General features: G+C 27.3%; 13 protein-coding genes. 9 read left to right on the top strand and 4 right to left on the bottom strand.

Translation table 11 applies throughout. The features are described from left to right. Positions 1–2 precede the first annotated feature (2 nt). Complete coding sequence (locus tag ACH5BF_RS09770) at positions 3–2462, bottom strand: transporter substrate-binding domain-containing diguanylate cyclase (RefSeq protein WP_423274056.1); 2460 nt, start codon at positions 2460–2462, stop codon at positions 3–5. A 135-nt stretch (positions 2463–2597) separates the two neighbouring features. On the opposite strand from ACH5BF_RS09770, the gene ACH5BF_RS09765 reads away from it, so the two are divergent. The 8 genes from ACH5BF_RS09765 to ACH5BF_RS09730 all read left to right on the top strand — a co-directional run bounded on the left by ACH5BF_RS09765 (position 2598) and on the right by ACH5BF_RS09730 (position 11371). Continuing rightward, complete coding sequence (locus ACH5BF_RS09765; RefSeq protein WP_423274055.1) at positions 2598–2903, top strand: ArsR/SmtB family transcription factor; 306 nt, start codon at positions 2598–2600, stop codon at positions 2901–2903. Beyond that, positions 2903–3253 carry a gamma-glutamylcyclotransferase family protein gene (locus tag ACH5BF_RS09760; protein ID WP_423274054.1) on the top strand — a complete coding sequence of 117 codons (351 nt, stop codon included), beginning with the start codon at positions 2903–2905 and terminating at the stop codon, positions 3251–3253. Before ACH5BF_RS09765 ends, ACH5BF_RS09760 begins: the two co-directional genes overlap by 1 nt. Before the next feature lie 77 nt (positions 3254–3330). Further along, entirely contained in the window at positions 3331–4599 is a 1269-nt protein-coding gene (locus ACH5BF_RS09755; protein WP_423274053.1) for an arsenic transporter, read from the top strand. A 27-nt stretch (positions 4600–4626) separates the two neighbouring features. After that, positions 4627–5028 (top strand): arsenate reductase ArsC, encoded by a 402-nt coding sequence (locus ACH5BF_RS09750; RefSeq protein WP_423274052.1) that lies wholly within the window; start codon positions 4627–4629, stop codon positions 5026–5028. Next, complete coding sequence (gene arsD, locus ACH5BF_RS09745; RefSeq protein WP_423274051.1) at positions 5028–5351, top strand: arsenite efflux transporter metallochaperone ArsD; 324 nt, start codon at positions 5028–5030, stop codon at positions 5349–5351. Before ACH5BF_RS09750 ends, arsD begins: the two co-directional genes overlap by 1 nt. Before the next feature lie 11 nt (positions 5352–5362). After that, positions 5363–7141 carry an arsenical pump-driving ATPase gene (gene arsA, locus ACH5BF_RS09740; protein WP_423274050.1) on the top strand — a complete coding sequence of 593 codons (1779 nt, stop codon included), beginning with the start codon at positions 5363–5365 and terminating at the stop codon, positions 7139–7141. Positions 7142–7235: 94 nt separating this feature from the next. Then, positions 7236–7874: a MerR family transcriptional regulator gene (locus ACH5BF_RS09735; protein WP_423274049.1), complete on the top strand. Its 639-nt coding sequence runs from the start codon at positions 7236–7238 to the stop codon at positions 7872–7874. Then, complete coding sequence (locus ACH5BF_RS09730; protein WP_423274048.1) at positions 7874–11371, top strand: acyl-[ACP]--phospholipid O-acyltransferase; 3498 nt, start codon at positions 7874–7876, stop codon at positions 11369–11371. The genes ACH5BF_RS09735 and ACH5BF_RS09730 overlap by 1 nt, the downstream gene beginning before the upstream one ends. 19 nt (positions 11372–11390) lie before the next feature. Here ACH5BF_RS09730 and ACH5BF_RS09725 read toward each other — a convergent pair whose 3' ends face one another. Both ACH5BF_RS09725 and ACH5BF_RS09720 read right to left on the bottom strand, forming a co-directional pair. Then, on the bottom strand, positions 11391–13925 hold the full coding sequence (locus ACH5BF_RS09725) for a [protein-PII] uridylyltransferase family protein (RefSeq protein WP_423274047.1): 2535 nt from the start codon (positions 13923–13925) through the stop codon (positions 11391–11393). After that, positions 13922–14674 carry a Fis family transcriptional regulator gene (locus tag ACH5BF_RS09720; RefSeq protein WP_423274046.1) on the bottom strand — a complete coding sequence of 251 codons (753 nt, stop codon included), beginning with the start codon at positions 14672–14674 and terminating at the stop codon, positions 13922–13924. Before ACH5BF_RS09720 ends, ACH5BF_RS09725 begins: the two co-directional genes overlap by 4 nt. Positions 14675–14875: 201 nt before the next feature. Between ACH5BF_RS09720 and ACH5BF_RS09715 the strand changes: the two genes are divergently transcribed. Beyond that, positions 14876–16666 carry a sensor histidine kinase gene (locus tag ACH5BF_RS09715; RefSeq protein ID WP_423274045.1) on the top strand — a complete coding sequence of 597 codons (1791 nt, stop codon included), beginning with the start codon at positions 14876–14878 and terminating at the stop codon, positions 16664–16666. 6 nt (positions 16667–16672) lie between these two features. Here the strand turns inward: ACH5BF_RS09715 and ACH5BF_RS09710 are convergent, their stop codons facing one another. Then, a complete protein-coding gene (locus ACH5BF_RS09710) occupies positions 16673–17536 on the bottom strand; it encodes a hypothetical protein (protein WP_423274044.1) in 864 nt (287 codons plus the stop codon). Positions 17537–17737: the final 201 nt, after the last annotated feature.

The raw sequence follows: 17737 nt of genomic DNA, 5'->3' as shown, positions 1-17737 counted from the left end.
TCTTACTCTTTACTTGCTATCTTAACACAGTTTCTTCCTGATTCTTTTGCTTCATATAAAGCGTTATCAACATATGATAAGGATTTATTGATTGAGTCATTTTTTACTTCATAAATACCAAAACTTGAAGTAACTTTGATGTCATTGTGGAATTTATGATTTTCTATTTTTTCTCTTAATTTCTCAGCTAAAACAACTGCTTCTTCTTCCGAAGTAAAAGGAACAATTACTAAGAACTCTTCACCACCCCATCTTCCAATAAAGTCAGTCTCTCTTATATTGGTTTTAAGTAGCTGTGAGAACTCTTTAAGTATCTCATCTCCACATAAGTGACCATGAGTGTCATTTATCTTTTTAAAGAAGTCTATATCAATTAAAATTAAAGATAAAGGTTTTTTATATCTCTTTTTATTTTTAAACTCCATATCTAAAATCATATCTAGTTTTGTTCTATTATATAAAGAAGTTAATTTGTCTGTTTGAGAAATTTTTTCAAGCCTTTTATTCATATTTTTTAATTTCATATTAGCTCTATATATGATTAGAAGGATTATTATTAAAGCAACGGCAACAACATATAAAACAATTTTTACTAATAGTTGCATGTTTAATTTATCTTCTTTAATAATAGTTAGCCATCTATTTAATAAAGCCTCTTTTTCATGTGGTTTTACAGAGTTTATAGCTTTATTTAAAATAGTTTGTAAATGTGGCTCACCTTTTCTAATTGCAATTCTTGAATTACTTGTAAGGCTTATTTTTCCAGAGATTTTTACATCATTTATTCCTGAATTTTGAAGATTATAAGCAAGAGCTGGAAAAGAGTCTATAAAAGCATAAACTTTGTCACTCTTAACTTTTTCAATTCCTTCTAAACTAGTATTTACTTGAACTAGTTTAATTTGTGGGTATCTATATCTTATTAATTCCCAAATAGAGTGTTCTTTTATTACAGCAACAGTTTTACCATTTAATGACTCAATAGAATCAATAAACATTTCATTCTGTTTTGTTGCAATTACATTTGAAAACTCAAAATACTCTTGTGTAAAGATAAGATATTTATCTCTACTTTTTGTTTGAACAGTATTTGGGATAATATCACATTGCCCTTTTTGTATAAAACTTAAAGACTCACTCCATGATGAAGTTTCAACTAGTTCAAAACTAATTCCACTATTTTTTGAAAGTTCATCTAAGAAGTTTGCAATGATTCCAACAAATTTACCATTATGGTCTATATATTCATATGGTAAATAGTTAGGATCAACACACATTTTAATTTTTTCTTTTTTATTTAAATAAGCAATTTCTTCTTGTGTAAATAAATAGCCTTTACTTTTTATCTTCTCTAGTTTTGCTTTTTTAAACCATTTTTTTTCTAGTTTCTCTATCTCTTCAGGAGGAATTTGTTTTTGAACTTTTTCAATAATACTTTTTAAAATATCATTTTCTTTATTTACAGTTATATAAAAACTAAGCTCTTTATCATCATGATTTTCCATAGTTTTTAAGTTTGTAAATAGGTGTCTATTTATATTGTAATCAAGTACAGTTTTTAAACCATATGAAGCATCAGCTTTTTTCATGGCAACTGCTTCAATCATACTATAAGTATTAGTTGTAGGGTAAATATTGATTTTAGGATAGTTGTTTTTTACTCTATCGTAACTATGGTAGCCTTTAACCAAAGCCATAGTTTCACCTTCAAGCTCTTTGAAAGTATGTACTTCTTTATGATCTAACCTTGTAACCATAGCAAGTGGTGAACTAGCATAAGGATTTGAAGTAAAAAGAAATCTTTCTTCTCTTTTTTTTGATTTTAGAACATTTAGCATTAAATCAAGTTCATTATTTTCAAGCATATTTAAAAAGTTGTCCCAATTTCCTTGAACATATTGAATTTCAATTGCAAGCTTATTAGCAATTAAATTCATATAATCAATAGAAAAACCTTTTTCTAATCCATTTTCATTAAAATTGTATGGAGGAAGATTTGAATCGTTTTGAACTTTTAAAACTTTTTTATTTTGTAAATAGGCTAGTTCTTCTTTTGTAAAACTAATATCTTCTTTAAAATATACAATTAATTCACCAGTTTTTTTATTGTTTACATCTAAAATATCTTTTTTATAGTATTGTTTAGTTGGTTGAATATGATTTGATAAAGGGCTATTTTTTAACAAATACATCTGTTCATTTTTTTTATATGAACTATAAAGATATCTTCTATCTTGTTTTATTTCAAAGGCAACAATATTTTCATAGTTTTCAAAATATAGTTTAAATAAATCTTTAATCTGATTTTCATTTTTTTGATAATTTGAAGTTAAAAAATTTAGTTGATAAGCAAGAGTATCAATATTTTCTTTTGTATTGTTTTTTAATAATGTTAGGTTATTAGCATAAGCAAATGTAAAAAATGTAAGAAATATAATTAGTAAGTTTCGAAGTTTTTTCACTTTTGTTGCTTTCCTTAATTTTATTATATTTTAGTAAATCGTTACTTAAATTTCATATAATTATAAATGACATATCAAGATATATTGATATGTTAAGAAAAAAATGTTATAGTTTCAAAAATCAAAGGAGAGAAAATGGATGTTTTTTTAAAATCTGTTTCAGCATTAAATGATGAAACAAGAGTTAAATTAATTAAGTTTATAAATATTCATGGTTCTTGCTGTGTATGTGACTTAGAACACTCTTTTGATATGATTCAATCAAGATTATCTAGGCATTTAAAAATTTTAAAAGAGGCAGGTTTTTTAAGGGTTGATAGAAAAGGTAGATGGGCTTATTATTCAGTTCGAACACCTTTAGATGAATTTAGAAAACATGCAATAAAAGAGATTATGACTTTAGATATTCAATTACCAAATTTAGTAAAGGCTTGTAGTTAATGAAAGAAACACTTTTTGTTTATGGAACACTTATGCCAAACTGTCCAAATGGTCATGTTTTAGAAAATATAGTAGGTAAATTTGTTCCAGCAACTGTAAAAGGAAAACTAATAGATGCAGGTTGGTCAGCATCAATGGGTTATCCAGGAATTAATTTAGAAGCTGGAAATGATACTATTCATGGATACTTATTTTACTCAGATAATCTAATAGATAATTGGGATTATTTAGATGAGTTTGAAGGTGATGAGTTTTTAAGAAAAGAAGTAACGGTTGAAAGATATGATGAGTTAGAAGTAGATACTTACATCTATACTTTAAAACCAGAAGTTGAGGAAATGGAAGAGTAACCAAGGTGTTACTCTTTTTTTATAGAATAATATATCAATATATCTTGATATATGAAAGTAAATAGTTTAGGATTTATATGTTTTTAGCAAGTAGTATATTTATAATTACACTTATTTTTGTAATATGGCAACCAAAAAATCTTCAAATTGGAACAACTGCTGTTATTGGTGCAATAGTTGCACTTTTATTAGGTGTTGTTTCACTCTCTGATGTTTGGGTTGTAACTGATATAGTTTGGGATGCAACTTTATCTTTTATTGGTATTATTATTTTATCTATGGTTTTAGATGAGATTGGTTTCTTTGAATGGTGTGCATTAAAAATGGCAAAGTTCTCAAATGGTAGTGGAATAAAGATGTTTGTTTATTCTATTTTACTTGGAGCTTTTGTTTCAGCACTTTTTGCAAATGATGGGGCGGCACTTATTTTAACTCCTATTTTATTAGCTAAGATGAGAATTTTGCAGTTAAATATGAAATCAATTATTGCATTTTTATTAGCAGGTGGATTTATTTCTGATAGTGCTTCTTTACCTCTTGTTTTCTCAAACCTTACAAATATCGTAACTGCAAACTATTTTGATATAGGTTTTGCTGATTATATGGCAAATATGATTATTCCTTATATTGTAAGTATTATTGCTTCAATTTTATTTTTATGGTTGATTTTAAGAAAAGATATTCCAAAGCAAGTTGATATTTCACTTTTAAAAGAACCTAGTTCTGCTATAAAAGATGAAAGAATGTTTAAACTTTCATGGGTATTTTTAGCTTTACTTTTAGTTGGATATTTTATAGGAGATGCTTATGATTTACCAGTGGCTGTTTTTGCTCTTGGTGGGGGAGTTATATTTTTACTTATAGCAACTGCTTTAAAATCAGTAGAGCCAAAACATATTATTAAAGAAGCGCCTTGGCAAGTTGTATGGTTTAGTATAGGTTTATATATTGTTGTTTATGGACTTAAAAATGAAGGTTTAACTGACTATTTAACAGTTCTTCTTCATGACTTTGCCACAAGAGGTGATACTTTTGCTATTGTATCAACAGGGTTTTTATCAGCATTTTTAAGTGCTATTATGAACAATATGCCAACAGTTATGATTATGGATATAGCTTTAGATAACATGGGTGAAAATGTTAATCATGCTTTAGCTTATGCAAATATTATTGGTTGTAACTTAGGGCCTAAAATGACACCTTTTGGTTCACTAGCAACTCTTCTTTGGCTTCATGTTTTAGCTAAAAAAGGTGTGAATATCTCGTTTGCTCAATATAGTAAGTTTGGTCTAATCATAACACCACCTGTGTTATTGATAGTATTATTAGCACTAGCTATTTTTTAAATTTTAATATAAAGGAAGATAAATATTATGGAAAAAAAAGTTTTAATTTTATGTACAGGAAATTCGTGTAGAAGTATTATTGCAGAAGCATTAATTAACGCAAAGTTAGATGGTATTAGTTCTGATTCAAGTGGTGTAAGAGCAAGTGGAAGAGTAAACCCAAATGCACAAGAGTTATTAACTCAAAAAGGAATTTGGAAAGATGAGTATCACTCAAAAACTATTGATAAAGTAATTGACAATGATTATGATTTAGTAGTAACTGTTTGTGACCATGCAAATGAGACTTGTCCAATGTTCCCAAAGGCTACTAAAGTTATTCATGTTGGATTTGAAGACCCAGATGGAAAAGGTTTTGACGCATTTGAAGATACATATGCTGAAATTGAGAAAGTGCTATTACCAAAAGTTGTTGAGGCTTTAAAATAATGAAAACATTAAAAATATACGACCCTGCTATGTGTTGTCCTACAGGAGTTTGTGGTACTGATGTGGATACAAAGTTAGTTCAACTAGCAAATTTTTTAAAATCACTTGATAAATCAAAATTTGATGTACAAAGGTATGGGTTAACAACTGAACCAGCAGAATATGTAAGCAATAAAGAAGTTGCTAGAATTCTAAATGAAGAGGGTGTTGATAAGTTGCCTTTATTTTTTATTGATGATGAATTAGTTTTCAAAGGTGAGTATCCACAAATTCCAGAACTAAGTTCAAAACTAGGCCTTGCTTCTTTTGTAGCAAAATTCTAAGATAGTCAAAAATGGAAAAATTAATAAATAAAATACCAAAATTCCTTTTCTTTACAGGAAAAGGAGGGGTTGGTAAAACTTCAATGTCTTGTACTATTAGTGTTAGTTTAGCTCTTAAGGGAAAAAAAGTACTTTTAATCTCAACTGACCCTGCATCAAATCTTGATGAGGTTTTAGAAACACCTTTAAACTCAAGTGCTACAAAAGTAAAAAGTATTGAAAATCTTTATGCTATGAACATAAACCCAGTAATTGCTGCAAAAGAGTATAAAGAGAAAATCGTAGGACCTTATAGAGGAATTTTACCAAAAGAAGCAATACAGCAAATGGAAGAGCAGTTAAGTGGTGCTTGTACTGTTGAGATTGCAGGCTTTAATGAGTTTTCTAAATATGTTGGAGATGAAAGTATTATAAATGAGTACGACCATATAGTTTTAGATACAGCACCAACAGGACATACTTTAAGACTTTTAGAACTTCCAAGTGCTTGGAATGATTTTATTGAGCATAATAGTAGTGGTAGTTCTTGTTTAGGTCCTGTTTCTGGTCTTAGTGATTATAAAGATTTATATGATAGTGTGGTTGAAAATCTAAAAGATGAGAGTAAAACTCTACTTATTTTAGTTTCAAGAGCTGAGAGATTATCTTTTATTGAGGCTTCAAATGCAAGTGTTGAGCTAAAAAATCAAGGCTTAACAAATCAACATCTAATCATAAATGGAGTGTTTACTTCAAATGATAATGATGAGATTGCAAAGGCTTTTGAGGAAAAATCTAAAAAAGCTTTAGAGTCTTTACCAACTAATCTTAAAAATTTAGAAAAAACACAAATAGGTTTTTACCCAAATGGTGTAGTTGGAATACAAAGCTTAAAAGCAATAGGTCAAAATGAAGTAGCAAAAGAGTTTGAAAACACATGTAAAGAGTTAAATGAACACTTAAAAACAACACTTGATAATACTTTAGAGTTTAATGAGCTTTTAGAAAATATTGAGGCTGATAAAAAAGGTTTAATTATGACTATGGGTAAAGGTGGAGTTGGAAAAACTACAATGGCTTCATTAATAGCTTCTCAACTAGCTAAAAGAGGGCATAAAGTAACTTTATCTACAACAGACCCAGCAGCTCACTTAGAGTATATAAACCAAGAAAATGAAAATCTTAAAATTGAGAGGATTGATCCAAAAGTTGAAATAAAAAGGCATGTTGATAATGTAATAGCTAAAAATGAAGGTATTTTAAGCGATGATGATATGAATCTTTTAAAAGAAGAGTTAAGCTCGCCTTGTATTGAAGAGATTGCAGTGTTTGAAGCCTTTGCAAATACAGTTGATAGGGCAAAAGATAGATTTATTGTTTTAGATACAGCACCTACTGGACATACTTTACTTTTATTAGATGCTTCAAAAGCTTATCATCAAGAAGTACTAAAAAACACAAAAGATGATATGAGTGACGCTCTTAAAAATCTACTTCCTAGAATAAAAGATGAAAAGTTTACTAAGATTTTACTAACAAGTTTAGCAGAAGCTACACCAACACATGAAGCACAAGATTTACAAGAGGATTTACAAAGAGCCCAAATAAAACCTTATGCTTGGCTTGTAAATAGATGTTTTAGTCTAACAAACAGTTCAAATAATCTTATTTGTCAAAAAGGTTTAAATGAATTAACTTATATAAATAAGATTAAAAATGAACTCTCAAATAAAACAGTTCTAATTCCTTGGGTTAAAGAGGAAATTACAAGTACACAAGACTTAGAAAATCTTATAAAAATCAAAAAGTAAAGAGTTGTACTCTTGACTTTTTGATTTGATTTATCTATACTTTCAAAATAAAATTAAAAGTGCAGAGTTTAACTCTTTACTTTAAGGAATAAAAATGAAAGTTATAGATGATAAAAACTACTATAAAATGAGTGAACTTGTAAACCAAACAGGTTTAAGTAATCACACAATCTCTTTTTATCACAAAAAGGGTTTACTTCCAAATACTTTAAATACTTCTAAAAATATGAAGTATTATCCAGAAATCACAATTACAGTTTTAAATATGATTAAATATTTCAAAGATAACCTTAGCTTTTCAATAGATTATATAAAAGAGCTATTTGATTACTATAATATAAACTTTGATGATAGAGCAGATTTAATACTTCAATCTATTCAAATGATTTCAAGTGAGATAAAAAATCCAGTTTCACAAAAAGACTTAGAAGAGTTTAGTTTAGAAGAAGCGATAGCTTTAGATTTAGTAGATAAAAAAGATATTTATTTTAAAACAGAAGTTGAAGTAATCAAGACTTTTAATGAGTTAAGAAAATATGATATTTCAACTCAGCTTATAAATGAGTATGTAACTACAAGCAAAAAACTTGCACTACTAGAAAGAGAACTTAGTTCTAAGGTTTTAGAGAAAACTGGGTTTTTACCTGAGATTTTAGTTTTGGATATTTTAAATTCATTTAAACCATATATCTTCAATAGGTCAACTATTGAAGAGTTTAAAAAGGATGCATAATGGCAAATTTATCAAAAGGAATTAGCAATTTAATACTGATTAAATTTGCTTTTTTATTCGTGGTTTTTGGCAATGTAATTGTTGATGTTTCTCATAAAGTTCTACTTCAAAATATTGCTTTTAAGATATTTGATGGAAGTTTACAAGTTGTTTGGATTTCAATTATTAATGCTTTAATTTTAATACCTTTTTTACTTTTATTTACAGTAAGTGGTTTTTTATCTGATAAGTATAATAAGAAAAATATCCTAATTTATGGGGCTATTTCATCTTTTACTTTATCTGTTCTTATGATTTTTTCTTATCTTAGCGGTAACTTTTATTTAGCTATGGTAAATCTAGTTTTATTAGCTGCACAAAGTGCTATTTATTCTCCTGCAAAATTTGGAATTATTATTGATATTTGGGGTAAAAAGAACCTAGCACGTGGAAACTCAGCATTACAAGCAGTTTCAATTATTGCTATTTTATTTGCAATTGCAAGTGGCTCATATGTTTTTGAATCATATTATGTAAGTAATGCCTTAGATACTTTACAAACAAAAGAAGAGCTTTTAAGAGCTACATTGACTCTTACTTATTATATAGCTCCTGTGGCATTTTTAGAAATGCTTGTATCTTTACTAATTTTAAGAAGATTAAACACTTCTCATAAAAGTAATGAGAGTTTAACTTTAGATAAAACAGAACTTTTAAAAGGAAAACTTTTAGCAAAAAATATAAAAGCAATTACATCAAATAAAGTAATCTTTTTATCAGTAATTGGACTATCAGTTTTTTGGGGAGTTTCACAAGCTTTAATGGCAGTTTTCCCTTCATATGCTAAACAGTATTTAGATGTAACAGATGTGTTTGTAATAAATGGAGTTTTAGCAGCATCAGGAATTGGTATAGCAATTGGGTCAATTGTTTACTCAAAAATATCAAAGCATTATATTGAAGTTGGGACTATTCCTCTAGCTGCCTTTGGTATGGCTTTTATGATTTATATTTCAACTATTGTTGAATCACCTTTTATGTTAAGTATGGCATTTTTAGTATTTGGTATTTTTGGTGGTATGTTTGTAGTTCCTTTAAATGCCTTGATTCAATTTAACGCAAGAAAAAGAGTTTTAGGAACTATATTAGCAGGTAATAACTGGTTTCATTCAGTTGCAATGTTCTTAATGCTTTGTTTAACAACTGTTGTATCTTTATATGATTTAGACCCTTTAAATACAATCTTTTTAATTCTTTTAATAACAATTATAGGAACTGTATATACTGTAGTTAAGTTACCACAATCAATGCTTCTTTTATTTGTAAAAGGTGTGGTTGGTTTAAAATATAAACTTGAAGTAAATGGGGTTAAAAACATCCCTTCAAATGGTGGAGTATTACTTCTTGGAAACCATGTTTCATGGATTGATTGGGCTGTTATTTTAATGTCAGCACCAAGGGAAGTTAGATTTGTAATGCACAAACCAATATATGATAAGTGGTATCTAAACTGGTTACTTAAAATATTTAATGCAATCCCAATTTCAAATGCTTCTAGTAAATCTACAATGCAAGAAATTGCAAAACAGTTAGATGAAGGACATGTTGTTGTTTTATTTCCAGAAGGAGCTATTACTAGAAATGGTCACTTAGGAGAGTTTAAAAAAGGTTTTGAAAAAATCTTAGAAATGACTCAAAGTGATGTAAATGTAATCTCTTTTTACATTAGAGGTCTTTGGGAGTCTATGTTCAGCAGAGCTAGTAAAAAATATAAGAAGTCATATAAAACAAAGAGTGTGACGGTATCTTTTTCAAAACCAATAAAAAAAGATAAAGCAAATGTAATAAGAATAAAAAATGAAGTAATAGCTTTATCTACAAAAGCATGGGATGAACATATCCAAAACCTAGATACTATTAGTGAAACTATTTTTGATAGATTAAAACAAGTTGGAAGTGATTTTATTTTTGCTGATTCAACTGGTTTAGAGTTAAGCGGTAATAAGTTTTTGACTGTATCTATTTTATTTAAAGATTTACTAAAACCAAGACTTAAAGAACAAAATATAGGTCTTTTACTTCCTTCAACAGCAGCAGGTGCTTTTATAAATACATCAATTTTAATGATGGGTAAAACAGCTGTAAATTTAAACTATACAGCTCAAATAGACTCACTTAAAAAAGCTGTTTTAAAAGCAGAAGTTAAAACTGTTGTTGCTTCAAAGAAGTTTGTGGAAAAACTTGAAGGAAAAGGTATAGATTTAAAAGAGCTTTTAGAGCAAGTAGAAGTGATTTACGTGGAAGATTTAAAACCTCAAATCTCAAAAGTAAAAGCACTGAGTACTCTTCTTAGTGTGAAGTTTTTACCAAGCTTTATTTTAAAAGCTTTACATGTAAAAAAGATAAAAAAAGATGATACTGTAGTTATATTATTCTCTTCTGGAAGTGAAGGAGAGCCAAAAGGAATTGAACTTACAAGTGATAATATTTTAGGAAATTCACAACAAATTGCATCAATTTTAAATTCAGATGAAGAAGATATTATAGTTGGTTCTCTTCCAATTTTCCATGCTTTTGGTATTACCGTTACTACATTTTTACCATTGATTGAGGGAATTAAATGTGTTGCCCATCCAGATCCAACAGATGGTTTAGGTATAGGAAAACTTGTATCTAAATATAATGCAACAATTATGACAGGAACATCTACATTTTTTAGATTATATACAAAGAATACAAAGGTTCATCCTTTGATGTTTAATAGTCTAAGATTAGTTGTTGCAGGTGCTGAGAAGTTAAGAGCTGATGTTAGAGAAGATTTTAAGAAGAAGTTTGGAAAAGATATTTTAGAAGGGTATGGAGTTACTGAAACAACACCTGTTGCTTCTTGTAATTTACCAAATGTTTTAGCTCCTGATTATAGTGTTCAAGTTGGTCAAAAAACTGGAAGTGTTGGTATGCCAATTCCTGGGACTAGTATAAAAATAGTTGACCCTGATACCTATGCTGAACTTGAAGTTGGAAGTGAAGGAATGATTGTAATTTCTGGTATTCAAGTAATGAAAGGTTACTTAAAAGATGAAAAGAAAACTTCAGAAGTTTTAATAAAAATTGGAAAAAGAACATACTATGTTACAGGAGATAAAGGAAGACTTGATGAACATGGTTTCTTAACTATTGTGGATAGATACTCAAGATTTGCAAAGCTTGGTGGAGAGATGGTAAGTATGGGTGCAATAGAAGAGGGTATATCTTCTATTATTGATTTACCTGAAGATAGTTTAGTTGACTATATTGCAACATCTATTGAAGATGAGAAAAAGGGTGAGAAGATTGTTTTACTTATCTCAGATGTAGATGAAGAGTTTGTAAATGAGTTAAAACAAAAAATAAATAGCTCTTTTGATAATAAACTTATGGTTCCAAGTGTGATTAAAATAGTTGATGATATTCCAAAACTAGGAACAGGGAAAAAAGACTTTAAAAAGGCTAAGAGTTTAGCAAAAAGTTTAGTTTAGAATAAAGCAGATTTCTGCTTTATTCTTTTATACACATAAGATTTAAAATCTCATCTTGTTGAGAACAAAAATTTCCATTTTTTTCAATAAGAATTAAATCCCTAGCAAGGTTTTTGTGAGTATGAATTTTTGCACTCTCAATATCAATACCAAAATCGTCAAAGATTTTAGCAATATATGCGAAAAGTCCTTTTTGGTCTTTTGCAATTAGTTGCATAGAGGCTAAATAAGCTGTATGATTACAGTTTACTGTAACATCATCTTTTTTAATAACAGGAGTTAAAAGCTTAGTTGTTTTAGACATATCAAAAGAGTCTTCTATGATTTTTTCTATATATGGAATATCCTCATCATCAACTCTTTCACTAAATGAAATATAGAAAGCTTTTTTATCATCAAAAAGTTTAAAGATATTCATTGATGCAATATTTAAAAACTCTAATTTACCAAGTAAATAACCTAGATTTAAAGGCACTTTCCTAATAATCCTAATCGTTAGATGTGTTGGTTTATTTACTACTTTATACGTATAATCTTTTACATTTAAAGCATGTAGAGCAATATCTAAAATATCTTCAGCTTTTAGTCTTAAGAACATTTGGTTTGAAGAGATATAGTTGATTTTCTTTTTCTTCATATTTGGAAGATTTTTATATCTATCAAGCTTTTTAATTGTATTTAATTTAGCAACTCTTCTTGCCCCTTCATTTAATAAATCTTCATTTTCAAAAGCTGGTAAAGATTGTAAATATAATTGTTTTAACAAAGATGATGTTGAGTTATTGAAAATATTTTTACCAACAGCTGAAATATCACAGTATGTAACTACATATAACATCTTTAGTGCAACTTCTGTTTTTACTAAACCTGTAAAGTTTAAGATAGTCTTTTCTGAATAGATATCTTCATGTGTAGCTACAAATGACATCATATTATGGTATCTAACTAGTCTTGCTCCTAACTGAGTTAACTTATCATCAAAACCAAACTCTTGTCCCATCTCTTTAAAAATTCTTTCACCTACTATATGATGATCTTGCGTTCTACCTTTTCCTATATCATGAAATAGTGCAACAAGTCTTACAATAGCTTTTTGAGCAGCACTAAGTGAATTAAAAATTGATTTTATATATTTATCTTCAATATTATGTGCAAACTTTAAAGTTTTTAGTGAGTGAACATCTGTTGGATGTTGATGATAACCATCAAATTGTGGTTGGTCAATTATTGTTTTTGTCCAAGGAATAACAACTTCAAAAAGTCCAGCATTATATAGAAGTTTCATAACTGGATAAAGGCTTGGTTTAAACAAAATAGTTTTGATATTCTTTTTTAACTCTTTAGATTGAGTCTTTGGTAGTTTTGTTTTACTTGCATAGTAAATATAAGATCTATCAAATCTAGTAACTTCATCAGGTAGTGAGATTAACTCTTTGATTAGTCCATTTAAAGTTTTAGGCTTTGCACTAAATGAAGTATATAAAGTATTACCTACAATATAAAGATTTTTTTTAAATCTACACTCTTTTAGTTTTGCAATATTCTCTTTTTTGAAAATAGTAGCTCTTGTAAACTTTTTTACCATTGTTGCAGAGAAACTATGTATTGTATGCAAACTATTTAATAGTTTTGACATACATTGTCTCTCTTTTGTATATCTTGGCTTATTTTCAAATCCAAGTTTAGAACTTAAATCAGGTAAAATATCAAAAGTTACTTGGTCTTGTTTTTTTCTTGCAATATTATGTAAAGCATTTCTTACTCTAAAAACAAACTCTAAGGCTTGTCTATATTTTTTATATTCATCTTCTGTATATTCAATATCAATTAAGTGTTTAGTATTATTAACACCATATAAAACATTTGACATCCAAAACATCATATTAGATTCTCTAACACCTCCAAAGCCATCTTTGATATTTGGTTGCATTTTTAAAGGATATTTTAAAAGTCTTTCTTTATGCTCTTCTAGTTTTTCTAAGATAAACTCTTTTTGATTTGTTTTTCTAACTTTAGTAAGTACTTTTTCATATGAGAACCAAAGATATTTTGAACCATAAATTAATCTTGATTCTATTATTGAACTTTTAATAGTAATATCTTCTTTTACACTATCTTCTATCTCTGAAAGTTCATGAACTCTTGAACCTAGTTTTAGTCCACAATCCCATGCTAAGGTTACAAACTCTTCCATAATTTCTCTTAAGTTATAACCTTTAATATCCTCATATAAAATCATAATATCAATATCAGAATAGATACATAATTCTTCTCTTCCATATGAGCCTAGAGCTATTAATGAAATAGGTACAGAAGTACTCATAGGTTGATACGAACCAAAGTTTTTTCTTAGAATATATTTATAAAGTTGGATTAAAAATTTGTCAGTGTGTTTTGTGTGTTTAATAAAAAAGTCTTTACCACCAGTACTTTCAAAGGTAGTATCAATTGAGTTTACATAGGTTTTGAAATAGGTTTTAAAAACTTTTGAAATCTCAAAATCACTAGCACCATTTGAGATTAACTCTTCAATTTGTATATTTAATTCACTCATAATAACTCTTTGTGTGTATCGATTTTTTTCCTCAGAGTAATTCTATTTAATCCAAGGTTTTTAGCTACTTGAACTTGTGATTTATATTTTTTTGTAGAGGCTTTTATCAAAGGCACTTCAAAAAGGTAAATTAAGTCTTTATATACATTGTCACCCTCTAAGTGTTCACTTAAATATCTCTCTAAAAACATAAGTATTTCTTCTTCTCCAATTGTCTCAAAAAGGTAAGAAAAATAGATAGATTTTCTTAAACTATGAGCATTGTTTGAAGTATTTACAATTAGTTTCGAAGTAGCAATTGTTTGCATATCTAAAGTAGTACTAGCCTCTTTTGAGAATTTTTGTACTAATAATTTTGTATCATTTTCTCTTTTTGATAAGTCTGGTATTTCAAGGTTAATAGAAAAAATATCTTTTAGTTTTTGATTTAATACATCACTGTTAGAAATAGCAATAACTCTGATAGAATTATCTTCAATCCATTTTAAAAGTAGACTTACATTTGTAACATCTTGGATTTTATCTATTATAATGGCATCATTTTTTATAGTAATAACATCATCAATAATATCTTGTTGTAGAGCTTTTGCATCATAGATTTCTGATTTAGGAAGTATGTATTTAGCGAGGGATTTTTTCCCTACCCCATTAGAACCTATAATTAGAGCATTTACATTAACAGCTTGTAGTAACTTGGCGGAATTTAGAATCTCTTTTGAGATTTCATCTTGTGCTATATATTCTTGCATATTATTTAACCTTATCAATAATAGAGATATTATACAAAATTTGTCTATTAAGTCTATTATACTGTATATTTTTACTCTAATTTAATAAAAACTGTCTAATAATTAAACAGTTTGATAAATAATTTACATAAATAAGCTCTATAATAAATAGCTAAAATATGATATAATAATAAAATAATGCTAAATAAAAGAGCTTCTTTAATGAAAAAAAATTCTTACAGATTATTTACGATTTTAATCTATTTTCTTGTGTCTATAGTAGCTTTTACTATAACAACTAACTATATTTTTGAGAAAGAAAATAAACTTTTACATAAAAAATATAATACAATCAGTAATAGTTTAGATGACAAAATATATTCATTAATTCAAAAAAAGAAAAATGCAACTTTAGCCTTGACAATAACATTGGCAAATAATGCTGAGGTTTCAGATCTTATTAATAATAAACAATATAGTAAAAATAGTTTAAATAATCTCTCTTTATTATTAAGAAAAGAGACTGATTTTAAAAATGTTTGGTTTCAACTAATAGATAAAAATGGCATCTCTTTATATCGTTCTTGGTCTGATAAAAAAGGGGATAATATTTCAAAAGTTAGAACTGATTTAAAACAAATGCTTAAAGAACCTAAAATAAAAAGTACTATTAGTGTTGGAAAATATGATATAACTTTTAAGGCTATGGTGCCTATTTATAAGGATGGAAAACTTGAAGGTATTATCGAGTCAATCACACATTTTAATTCAATTTCAAGAGCAATTAGAAAAAGTGACTTATTTGAACCTGTAATAGTTGTAGAGAAAAAATATACTGAACAATTAAGAAAAAATGCCTTTACTAAAATATTTGTTGATAATCACTATGTGGCAAATTTATCAGCAAAAAAAGAGATTTTAAGTTACTTGCAGACTAACAAAGTTCAAAGCTTTTTAGATATAAAAGGTTATATGGTTAAAGATAATTATTTGATAATAAGTACGCCTATAATATATGAAAATAATAAATTAGCAACATTTTTAAGTTTTAAAAGTTTGGACAAAATTGATACTTATTATATTGAAGAGTATAAACAAAATGCTTTTTTATATTTAAGCTTTTTTATTATCCTTCTTGGTTTAATACTTTATAGTGCAAGTCATTACTTATATTCAAAAGAGTTGAAAAAATTATATATAAGATTAAATGAAAATCAAGATAAATTACATAATTTAAATAGTTCTTTACAAAAAACAGTAGAAGAAGAGGTTTCTAAAAATTATGAAAAAAATAAGATACTCTTCCAGCAAAGTAAAATGGCAGCAATGGGAGAGATGATTGGAAATATAGCCCATCAATGGAGGCAACCTTTATCAGTTATTACAACTGCAGCAACTGGAATAAAAATGCAAAAAGAAGTTGGTATTTTAAGTGATGAAGAGCATAAAAAGTCACTTGATATGATAGTGAATTCTGCAAACTATCTATCTAATACAATTGATGATTTTAGAAACTTCTTTTCTCCTAATAAAGATAAAAACAGATTTAAATCACAAGATTTGATAAATAGAGTATTTAGTTTAATAAAAAGCAATTTCCAAAATAAAGATATAAAAATTATTACTAATATTGAAGATATAGAGATTTACACTTATGAGAATGAACTTTTACAAGTGCTAATTAATCTTTTAAATAACTCTAGAGATGAGCTTATCTTAAGAAATAGCATAAAAGAAAGATTTGTTTTTGTTGATTTATTTTTAGAAGAAAAGAATCTTACTATTAGTATAAAAGATAATGCTGGTGGAATAAGTGAAGAAATCATTGATAGAATCTTTGAACCATATTTTACAACTAAACATAAATCTCAAGGTACTGGCATAGGATTATTTATGTGTGAAGAGATAATATGTAAACACATGCATGGAAAGATAGAAGTTTTTAATGATGAGTTTATTTATAAAAATATAGATTGTAAGGGTGCTAGATTTAAAGTAAGCATACCTCTATAAAGAGGATTACTTACTTTTTTTATTTGAAAAGTATACGAAAATTGTAAGAGAGATTAAAATTAATGCAATTCCTGCTATTAAGTAGAATGCATTTATCATCTCATCATAACCGTTTAAGGCTATTTTAAATACCACAATTAAAGCTTCTATAGATAATGCAATAATAATCGTACTTAAGAATTTTACTAAAAGTTTTGTCTCAACTCTGGAGTTTTTAGAATAGGATTTAAAAAATACTTCTTGTTCTAAAATTGTTTTTGCTAAGTCAAAAATAGCGATACCTAAAGTTAATGCAATTATTGGTTTAAACATAACTTCTAAAGAGATTTCAGTTTTTACAAATAAATAATAAAGAAAATCAAATAAAGAAAATCCTATTGTAATCATCGCAAGTATTGCCATTGAGAAACCAGCGAAGATGTAAAAACCTTTTGTTAAAGCATGAAAAGGTTTATTTAGTTCTAAAAGATTTAATTTCTCAAGTAAAATATCAATTCTAAAATCTAAGAAGATTATTTCATCACCTTCTTTAACAGTAACAGTCATACAGTTGCTTCTTGTTGCACTACTTATATAAGGTGTAGAAAATGCCATATTATTCTCTTTGAATTCAAGTTTAGAAATAATTGATGACCTATCTTTGTCTTTTGCACTTGTATCAACTTTATCTCTGTAAATATTTGCAGAGGTTTGGATTTTAGTTTGTTTATTTGTGATATAAACTAGTTCAAGAGAAGGAAAAAGTGTGAATAATTGTTTAAAGTTATCTTTTTCTAAACTTTTTACATGTCCAAGGTTTCTAATACTTTCTTGAATAAAAAATTCAATATCATCTTTATGTTGCTTATAGGTTTCAATAAACTCTTTCATCTAAAAATCCTAAATATAATTTTTCTTTTATTATACAATTTTAAAATAAATAATCTAAATTTATATGTATAGCTTTTATACAGCTGTTTAAATTTTGAGATTATTTATAAAATTTATAATGAACAGAAAATATATATTAAGAAAAAAATATGTACAACTATATAAAATATATACAAAATCAATTTTTATTAAATAATTATA

The organism is Arcobacter pernae, from assembly GCF_049472135.1.
Taxonomy (GTDB): domain Bacteria; phylum Campylobacterota; class Campylobacteria; order Campylobacterales; family Arcobacteraceae; genus Arcobacter_B.
The sequence above is the reverse complement of the archived record's forward strand: the minus strand, read 5'-3'. Positions and strand labels throughout refer to the sequence as shown.

Bases quoted from the DNA above. Each gene is read 5' to 3' on its own strand.
- ACH5BF_RS09725 (WP_423274047.1), bottom strand. From the start codon at position 13,925: ATGAGTGAATTAAATATACAAATTGAAGAGTTAATCTCAAATGGTGCT.
- arsA (WP_423274050.1), top strand. From the start codon at position 5,363: ATGGAAAAATTAATAAATAAAATACCAAAATTCCTTTTCTTTACAGGA.
- ACH5BF_RS09710 (WP_423274044.1), bottom strand. From the start codon at position 17,536: ATGAAAGAGTTTATTGAAACCTATAAGCAACATAAAGATGATATTGAA.
- ACH5BF_RS09755 (WP_423274053.1), top strand. From the start codon at position 3,331: ATGTTTTTAGCAAGTAGTATATTTATAATTACACTTATTTTTGTAATA.
- ACH5BF_RS09765 (WP_423274055.1), top strand. From the start codon at position 2,598: ATGGATGTTTTTTTAAAATCTGTTTCAGCATTAAATGATGAAACAAGA.
- ACH5BF_RS09730 (WP_423274048.1), top strand. From the start codon at position 7,874: ATGGCAAATTTATCAAAAGGAATTAGCAATTTAATACTGATTAAATTT.
- ACH5BF_RS09760 (WP_423274054.1), top strand. From the start codon at position 2,903: ATGAAAGAAACACTTTTTGTTTATGGAACACTTATGCCAAACTGTCCA.
- ACH5BF_RS09750 (WP_423274052.1), top strand. From the start codon at position 4,627: ATGGAAAAAAAAGTTTTAATTTTATGTACAGGAAATTCGTGTAGAAGT.
- arsD (WP_423274051.1), top strand. From the start codon at position 5,028: ATGAAAACATTAAAAATATACGACCCTGCTATGTGTTGTCCTACAGGA.
- ACH5BF_RS09735 (WP_423274049.1), top strand. From the start codon at position 7,236: ATGAAAGTTATAGATGATAAAAACTACTATAAAATGAGTGAACTTGTA.
- ACH5BF_RS09720 (WP_423274046.1), bottom strand. From the start codon at position 14,674: ATGCAAGAATATATAGCACAAGATGAAATCTCAAAAGAGATTCTAAAT.
- ACH5BF_RS09715 (WP_423274045.1), top strand. From the start codon at position 14,876: ATGAAAAAAAATTCTTACAGATTATTTACGATTTTAATCTATTTTCTT.